At 69.3% G+C, this 6,859-nt stretch carries 15 protein-coding genes and 1 pseudogene; 9 read left to right on the forward strand and 7 right to left on the reverse strand.

Annotation, left to right across the window (positions count from 1 at the left end; translation table 11 throughout):
- The first annotated feature begins 301 nt into the window (after nt 1-301).
- From JF597_RS00665 to JF597_RS00705, 9 genes are all read left to right on the forward strand, one after another.
- A complete protein-coding gene (locus tag JF597_RS00665; protein ID WP_293986641.1) occupies nt 302-445 on the forward strand; it encodes a hypothetical protein in 144 nt (47 codons plus the stop codon).
- Between the two features lie 83 nt (nt 446-528).
- Nucleotides 529-669, forward strand: coding sequence for a hypothetical protein (locus JF597_RS00670; RefSeq protein ID WP_293986644.1), 141 nt, complete (start codon nt 529-531; stop codon nt 667-669).
- 5 nt (nt 670-674) lie between these two features.
- Nucleotides 675-815 (forward strand): hypothetical protein, encoded by a 141-nt coding sequence (locus JF597_RS00675; protein WP_293986647.1) that lies wholly within the window; start codon nt 675-677, stop codon nt 813-815.
- A gap of 2 nt (nt 816-817) precedes the next feature.
- Nucleotides 818-1,006: a hypothetical protein gene (locus JF597_RS00680; RefSeq protein ID WP_293986649.1), complete on the forward strand. Its 189-nt coding sequence runs from the start codon at nt 818-820 to the stop codon at nt 1,004-1,006.
- Nucleotides 1,003-1,209, forward strand: a complete 207-nt coding sequence (locus tag JF597_RS00685) for a hypothetical protein (RefSeq protein WP_293986652.1) — start codon at nt 1,003-1,005, stop codon at nt 1,207-1,209. The genes JF597_RS00680 and JF597_RS00685 overlap by 4 nt, the downstream gene beginning before the upstream one ends.
- The gene (locus JF597_RS00690; protein ID WP_293986655.1) at nt 1,206-1,574 is read left to right on the forward strand and encodes a hypothetical protein; all 369 of its coding nucleotides are present in this window, start codon (nt 1,206-1,208) and stop codon (nt 1,572-1,574) included. Before JF597_RS00685 ends, JF597_RS00690 begins: the two co-directional genes overlap by 4 nt.
- Complete coding sequence (locus JF597_RS00695) at nt 1,568-2,065, forward strand: hypothetical protein (RefSeq protein WP_293986657.1); 498 nt, start codon at nt 1,568-1,570, stop codon at nt 2,063-2,065. The genes JF597_RS00690 and JF597_RS00695 overlap by 7 nt, the downstream gene beginning before the upstream one ends.
- 23 nt (nt 2,066-2,088) lie before the next feature.
- The gene (locus JF597_RS00700) at nt 2,089-2,388 is read left to right on the forward strand and encodes a hypothetical protein (protein ID WP_293986660.1); all 300 of its coding nucleotides are present in this window, start codon (nt 2,089-2,091) and stop codon (nt 2,386-2,388) included.
- A complete protein-coding gene (locus JF597_RS00705) occupies nt 2,385-2,855 on the forward strand; it encodes a hypothetical protein (protein WP_293986663.1) in 471 nt (156 codons plus the stop codon). Before JF597_RS00700 ends, JF597_RS00705 begins: the two co-directional genes overlap by 4 nt.
- 63 nt (nt 2,856-2,918) lie before the next feature.
- Here the strand turns inward: JF597_RS00705 and JF597_RS00710 are convergent, their stop codons facing one another.
- From JF597_RS00710 to JF597_RS00740, 7 genes and pseudogenes are all read right to left on the reverse strand, one after another.
- On the reverse strand, nt 2,919-3,155 hold the full coding sequence (locus tag JF597_RS00710; RefSeq protein ID WP_293986666.1) for a hypothetical protein: 237 nt from the start codon (nt 3,153-3,155) through the stop codon (nt 2,919-2,921).
- A gap of 42 nt (nt 3,156-3,197) precedes the next feature.
- Nucleotides 3,198-3,569 carry a hypothetical protein gene (locus tag JF597_RS00715; RefSeq protein ID WP_293986669.1) on the reverse strand — a complete coding sequence of 124 codons (372 nt, stop codon included), beginning with the start codon at nt 3,567-3,569 and terminating at the stop codon, nt 3,198-3,200.
- 3 nt (nt 3,570-3,572) lie between these two features.
- Nucleotides 3,573-3,986, reverse strand: coding sequence for a hypothetical protein (locus tag JF597_RS00720; protein ID WP_293986672.1), 414 nt, complete (start codon nt 3,984-3,986; stop codon nt 3,573-3,575).
- A gap of 56 nt (nt 3,987-4,042) precedes the next feature.
- Nucleotides 4,043-4,753 carry a peptidoglycan-binding domain-containing protein gene (locus JF597_RS00725; RefSeq protein WP_293986674.1) on the reverse strand — a complete coding sequence of 237 codons (711 nt, stop codon included), beginning with the start codon at nt 4,751-4,753 and terminating at the stop codon, nt 4,043-4,045.
- A complete protein-coding gene (locus JF597_RS00730; protein ID WP_293986677.1) occupies nt 4,692-5,066 on the reverse strand; it encodes a hypothetical protein in 375 nt (124 codons plus the stop codon). The genes JF597_RS00725 and JF597_RS00730 overlap by 62 nt, the downstream gene beginning before the upstream one ends.
- Nucleotides 5,063-5,584, reverse strand: a complete 522-nt coding sequence (locus JF597_RS00735) for a hypothetical protein (protein WP_293986680.1) — start codon at nt 5,582-5,584, stop codon at nt 5,063-5,065. Before JF597_RS00735 ends, JF597_RS00730 begins: the two co-directional genes overlap by 4 nt.
- Nucleotides 5,585-5,594: 10 nt before the next feature.
- Nucleotides 5,595-6,859 (reverse strand): annotated as a pseudogene (locus tag JF597_RS00740) (hypothetical protein); the annotation flags it as partial.

Below are 6,859 nucleotides of genomic sequence, written 5' to 3' on the forward strand. Positions count from 1 at the left end.
AACGCCGTCTTGGAGTAGCGGCCGAGTAGGACCGGGATCGGGTCCTCGGAGGTGCCGCGCCACGCGGTATCCGGTGCGTCAACGTCAAGGAAGGTGCCGGTCATCGTGAGGTTCTCCCGGGCAAGGGGCGGTTGTTCCTACATCCTGACTATAACACATGAGTATTGTCCTGGGCGGGTGATGCCTGGACGTCTACCCTGTACCTCTGCTATAGTCTGCGTATGAGGCCGGGTGCGGTTCAGCCAGAGATGCGGGTCGCGCTCGGCACAGTTCCTTGCCGATCAACCTCGAGGAGAACGCCATGGCATGGGTTAGCGCGGAAGTGAAGGACACCAAGGGCCGGACTGTGGCCAAGGTCAGCGGCGGCGACCCGAAGCGGGTCGAGAAGCAGGCCGACGCCAGCGTCAAGACCGGCTACACCAAGACGCTCCGCCGCGAGTCCTGACGGCTTCCGTGTTCGGGCCGGCGCTTCCCCGGCCGGCCCGGATGCGGTGGTCGCCAGGACGGCGACAGAGGGGACGGCAAGCGATGGCCAAGAAAATCGGCCAGGTCAACGAGAACACCGGCCGCGTCGAGACACGCAAGATGCGCCGCACCAAGGAAGTCGACTTCCCCGTGACCGTCGTCAAGACCCGAGCTCAGCGCATCGCGCGGAACCTGTGGGGGTGACCGGCATGGCCAAGGCGCTACCGAAAGGCACCGTCCGCAAGGGTGTGCGGATGACCAAGGACGGCCCGAAGGTCGTCGTCACCAAGCCCGCCAAGGGTCTGGTCGGCAAGCTGGTCGACAAGGCACTCAAGTCTCAGGGGAGGTAGCCGTGGCCTGGGAGGACCGGAGCAAGAAAGAGAAGGCCGAGGCGCGCCGATTCGCGGCCAAGTACCGGGCCACCGACGACAACAAGACGTACGAAGTCGTCACCGCCAAGGGCACCCGGATCACGGTGTCCGGCATCAACTCGGCCAAGGCTGTGGCCGGCAAGGACGGCACGTACCGGGAGAAGCCATGACCACGGCACAGTTCCCCGAGGACCCGATCCGCAGCCGGCGCGCACCGACCGTTGCGCGCTGCCTGGACTGCGGTACGCCACTCGGCCCGCCGGCCGGCTATCGGCAACAAAGCCGCGCCTGCCCGCAGTGCGGTACGCATTTCCGCCTGCCGGCTGGCGTCACGTGGGAGACGTTCAACGCCGAATGCGGGGAGAAGTCATGAACCTCGGCGAGCTACGTAGGGCTATCCGGGACCTACCGGACAGCACTGAACTCGTGGTGCATGGCGGGGATGGCGAGCACTCCGAGATCCACCTGGAGTACCGCCTACCTCCGGACGGCGCGGGCCGCGGATGGGCGCTGTCCTTCATCGAGGGCCAGCCGGTGACGCTCGAATTGAACATGGACGAGCGGCGAGAGCGTGCCGAGCCCTGGCTGGACCCCATCACCGTCCCCTCCAGCGACGAGGAGTGTGGCGCACCCGGGCCGGACGGCCTGCGCTGCCAGCGCTACGCCGGCCACTCCCAGCCACCCTGGCCAATCCTGCACGCGGCCGTGAACGCCCGCGGGGAACTGGAGAAATGGTGAGCATCCGATCCTGGTGGCGCGGCTGCAAACGGCGCAGGCCCGGCGTCTACCTGGCGCGCACCGAGAAACACCGCCGCGCCGGCCGGTACGAGAACGGCTACGTCGGCAAGTCGAGGCACCTGGCGCTGCGCCAGACCTGCCACGAGGGCACCTGCCGGCACCAGAGCTGTGCGGCCAAGCCGTGGATGGACCTGGCGCCGCGCTGGCACGCGCTACGGCTGCCGTGGTGGCTCGGCTGGTGCTGGATCCTCGGCCCGCTCGAGGTGGCCGCGATCTGGCTACTCGTGCCGCGCTACAACGATCAGCACAACCGGCGCAACCCGCGCCGGGTCCCGATTGGCCTGCAGCACCGCCAGCGCGCCTACCGCGACGCCGGCATGCACCGCGCCGGCCGCCGGCTCAGCCCGCGCTGGGTTGACGCCGGGGTCCGGGTCGCCGGACTGGCCTGCCTGCTCGGCGGCGCCGCCGGCTGGATCATCACGCACCGATAGCTCCACAAGCAAAGGACGGAACCTTGCCGAACACCCCGGAAGAGAAAGCGGTCATCAAGGCGGCGCTGCGCTGGCAGCGCAAGCCGAACGCGGACACCGTTGCCGATCTCCTGATCGCCGTCCAGGCGCTGCGGATCTCGCGCCGGCCGCTCGAGGGTCCGGAACCGATCCCGTGCATGGCGCGGGCCCGGCACTCGGCGACGATGTTCTGCACCCTGCCGAAAGGCCACGACACGCAGGGACTCGGCGGTTACGGGAACTGGCATGAAGGCCTCGCCGCGGACGGATCGCACCGCACCTTCTATACCGAGGATGAGTCGTGACCCCGCCGGGCAACCTGCCCGCGCGCCGGGCGTCGCGGCTGCCGGGCGCGAACACCGGCCCGCTCCGGCGCCGCCCGGTCGCCCCGGTCGCCCCGGTCGCCACCGAGTTCATCGTGAACCGCTCGCCGCACCTGCTGCGCGCCGAGCTCGACCGGGGCCGGCTGGCTGGTGAGTACGGCGCGCCCAGCCCGGTCCGGCGCACCCGCGACGGCAGCTACGCGGTCAAGGTGCACCGGCTCAAGCCGCGGCCGCCGCGCTGGCGCAAACCGGCCATCATCGTGGCCGTGGTGCTGGCTCTGTTGGTGGCCGTCGGCGCCGCGGCGTGGTGGGCGCTCGCGAGTCTGGCCGCGGCGATCCCGGGCGGCCTGGTTGGCGGGCTGATCCTGCTCGGCATCCTGCTGGCGATCGGCTCGGCGACCGGCGGCAGCAAGGTTGTGGACGTGCTGGTGCGGGTACGGGTGCGCTAGCCTCTCACCAACGCGGAAAGGCCCGGGACCTGTGGAGGGTCCCGGGCCTTTCCGTACGTCCGGCTACCGGTTGGCCTGCCGGTACGCGGCGGCCAGGCCGGCGACCGCGGCCACCACGGCCGAGCCGGCCACGCCGAGCACGCCGGTCCAGTTGTCGGTGTCCAGGTTGGCCACCCAGGTCAGCCCGGCCACCAACAGCGTGGTTACCAGCATCTGCACGGCCGCGCCGACCTTGGATTCCTTGGCCAGGCTTTGCGAGCCGTCCCCGTTGGGTCCGGCGCTCTGTGCGGGATTGGTCATGCCACTTCCGATCTCTAAGGGAACGAACATGCCCCGGCCGGATCAACGCGGCCGGTCGACCGTCGGATACTCGGTGCTCACCATCGCGTCCAGTTCCTCCCGACTGACCCGGTGGTCCAGGATGGTGGCTCGCCAGCGCCGTAGCATCGCCAGCACGTCGCCGAGCTCATCGCGCAGGTAGCGAGCATCGTCGTGCGCCGCGCGCACCTCGAGGCGGGTGTTACGGGCCTCGCCTTCCAGTTCCTTGACCCGTTGCTGCAGCGGCTGAACCAGGGTCAGCGCGGTGTCGGTGAGCACGTCCGCCGTCTCCGCGCGGATCTTGCGGCGCTGGAAGAACTGCCCCAGCAAGGCGGCGCATCCACCGATGCCGCCGAGCAGACCGATGATGGCGGTCAGGGTTTGTGTCGGGCCCACCGCTCACCGCTTCTCGGCGAGCAGAGTCACGTCGGTGGTGCAGCCCTCCCGGGTGGCCTTGACCGCGCGCGCGATGTCCCTGGTGATTTGGAAGGTGCGCGCCCAGCAGGACAACGCGATGGCGATGACGAAGCTGCCGGCCACGACACCGGCGAGGCCGGCGGCCACCGCGATGGCGATGGCGTACATGGAGGTGGCCGCGCCCAGTACGCCGACTCCGATGCGTTCCACCTTCAGCGAGGCCGCCAGCGTGCCCGGCCACCACACACCCACCAAGCCGATCACACCCCCCGCGAGAAGTTCGTACTGCCAGAGCTCCTGGACCAGCGGCGACATGGTGGACAGCACGGACTGTGGCGGCACCCCGCGCACCAGACTGGTCACTCCGCCGAGCACCGCGGCGGTGAGGATGGCCACCTCAAACGGGTTGCGTCCGGTGGCCACCTGCAGCGGCCGCAGATGTCGGCTCGGCATCATCCGGTCCGGGACAGGCCGTACAACTTTGCCCAAACCTGTCGGTCGATGGTGGTCCCGTTGTTGAGGCCTAACGACTTGACCGCCGCCGCGGTGGCCGGGCCGTAGACCCCGTCCGGGGTCAGGTCCGTCCCGGCGATCCAGGCCAGCAGTCGTTGCGCGCGCTTGACCAGGTTGTAGCCGTCGTCGTCGGCGTCGTCGTCGCCGAGGGCCAGCACCGGCAGGCCGTAGCCCTCGAGAGACTCCATGGTCAACAGCCGGCGCGCGTTGGCGAGCACCCCCCACGGGCGCACATCGGCTTCCTGCGCGCTGGTGTAGACCGCCGAGAAGTGGGCGTGGCCGATGTGCCGGTCTGCGCCGTCGTACGGCTTCCAGGTCCACCCCCACGTCTTGGACGCGATCTGTGCCCGGTAGATGATGTTCTGCAGCCGGTTATCAAAGCCGCGCAGGTGCCGTCCCCGGATCGTCTCCACGATCCACTCGAGGTCCTTGCCAGGCGGCCAGGGGCCGGTGGAATCGATGTCCAGCGCGTGGACCTCATCGATGGTGTCGGCGTCCTTGAACGGGGTCTTGCCGGTCTCATCGGGGTTGTGGTCGCTGGAGCGCTGCCGGTGCGCGGCGTCGCCGATCCAGCCGTCCGCCCCGGTGTCACGGTTTGGTGCCAGCGTGTTGATTTCGGCTCGAAGCTGAACCAGGCAGGCCACCAGCACTGGGCCCATTGTCGACCACCTCTTTCACTCGCTTGGGCAACTGCTCGGCCAACAGCACCTGGATGCGGCGCTCCACCTCGGCCTGGATCACCTCGGACAGGTCACCGGCCGGTCCGATCGACTCGATCCGGGCGTTGCGGAAGGCGCGCCACGCTCCGGTGAGCACGTCGCGGACCACGGTGTAACCGGTTTCGGCGCCCATCGCGGCCACCACCTGCGCCACGGTGATGTCCAGCCAGGTAGTCCCGTTGTCCGGCGAGTACTGCTCACAATCGATCAGGTCACCGGCGGTGGTGTGGATGCGGACTCTCATGCGATCTGCCGGACCCGTACCGAGCTACCCGCCTTGACGCTGGTGGCGTTGGCGCTGAACACCGACTGCCCCCACTTGAACGCCAGGGCGCCGGCCACGGTCACCACCACCAGGTCACAGCGCTCCAGCACCACCGAGTAGCCGGAGGATGCGGCGAAGCCGTAGGTGCAGTCGGTGTTGGACGGAACCCCATCGAACTGGCTCGGGGTGATCGCGTCGCGCAGACCGGAGTTGGCGCTACCCGGGCCGATGCAGGCCCGGATCGGGGTGTTCCAGGTGCCGGTGAAACTCCACTGGGTACGAATCTTCTGCGTGCTGGTGGTGACCGTGTTCGCGAAGATCAGCATGTCCACGGACCAGGTGCCGACCCCCAGCGCGATGCCCTGCAGGTCCGGGTCATCGCTCATCGTGGTGGTGGTCCGGTCGGTGGTGGTGGCCTTGACGGTGATGTCCGGAACCATCGCCTGCAGGCTGGCCACCGGGAGGACCCCGGCGGTGATCGACGGGTATTTGCTCATCGGTTCCCTCTCACAGTGCGGCCAGCAGTGGCCGGTAGGCGTGCACCTGCGCGCCGGCACTATGAGCCTTAACGACGCCGTTGGTGGCCCGGGTGACGGTGAACGTCTGCGGGCTACTGGACCCGGACACCGCCGTGCACAGCATCTGCTCGCCGTCGATGACGATCGGGAAGTCGGCGCCCGAGGTGTCCCACAGCGAACCGACCGTGGCCACCGACAGCGTGGTAGCGCCCGAGGTGGCCGAGGACGCCAGGGTGGCCGCGTCGTGGTCCACCGCCGTGGTCCCCAGCGTGCCCACCTGCCAGATGGCGGCCGGCGAGCAGTTCAACGTCATCCGCCAGGAGTCGGTGCGCAGCACCGCCGAATAGCCCTCCACGATCACATCGACGTCCTCGCCGAGCAGTTGGCTCGGCATGTTCGCCACGGTCAGCCGCGCGCCCAGGCGCACCGCCAACCAGTCATCAATCAGCCCCGGCTGGCGGCCGAAGTCCAGATCGATGCGCGGCCAGCGCAGGTCCGGGCGGGTGCCGGCGTACACCCGCCAGGTGGCGTGATCGTCGAGCCGGTCATCGGTGGCCACGCTGATCGTCAGCGAATCCTCGTAGCTGCCCAGCGCGGCGATGCTGGCGTCGTCGGTGGCCCGCGCCTGCCCGCCCGAGGTGCGCCGGCAGGTGACGTCGTTACGGACCCGCTGATCGTCGTCGGTCGGCTCGGGCGCCTCGGCCAGGTGCCCCTGCGCGGCGTCCAGGGCGATCTGCACCGCAGCGTTGTAGCGGGCCAGCCGCGGCCGGTAGCCGATACCGGCGGCCACCTCGTGCAGGACGCCCAGGTCGGCGTCCTCGACCGCCCGCAACAGGGTCACGAACGGCTCGGAGCGTTGCACGTCCAGCGCCTCCGAACTGCTGGCCGGCTCCACCAGCACCGCGACGTCCTGTTCGTCGCAGAGCCGCTCGACGCGCGCCGCCGCGGTTTCGCCCGCGTAGCCGGCGCTGGCCGCCGAGAAGGAGTCGGCCACGAACGGTAGGTCGTTGTCGCCGAGCCAGATGTGGCCGTACGCCGCGTCCGCCATCGGGTTGACCACCTTGAACTGGGCGATCCGGTCGGCGGTGCCCACGTAGCTGCCGGTGCTGAACCAGAAGGAGGTGTCGCCGACCTGATGCCAGAGCAGCGTCCAGGTCACGTTGCCCAGGCCGTCCTCGGCCGTCTCCAGTTGCATCGCCACCCATTGCGTGACGTTGACAACGGTGATCGTGGCCGAGCGGGCCACCACGACGG

Origin of the sequence: Streptomyces sp., assembly GCF_019510245.1 — a bacterium.
Lineage (GTDB): Bacteria > Actinomycetota > Actinomycetes > Streptomycetales > Streptomycetaceae > Streptomyces.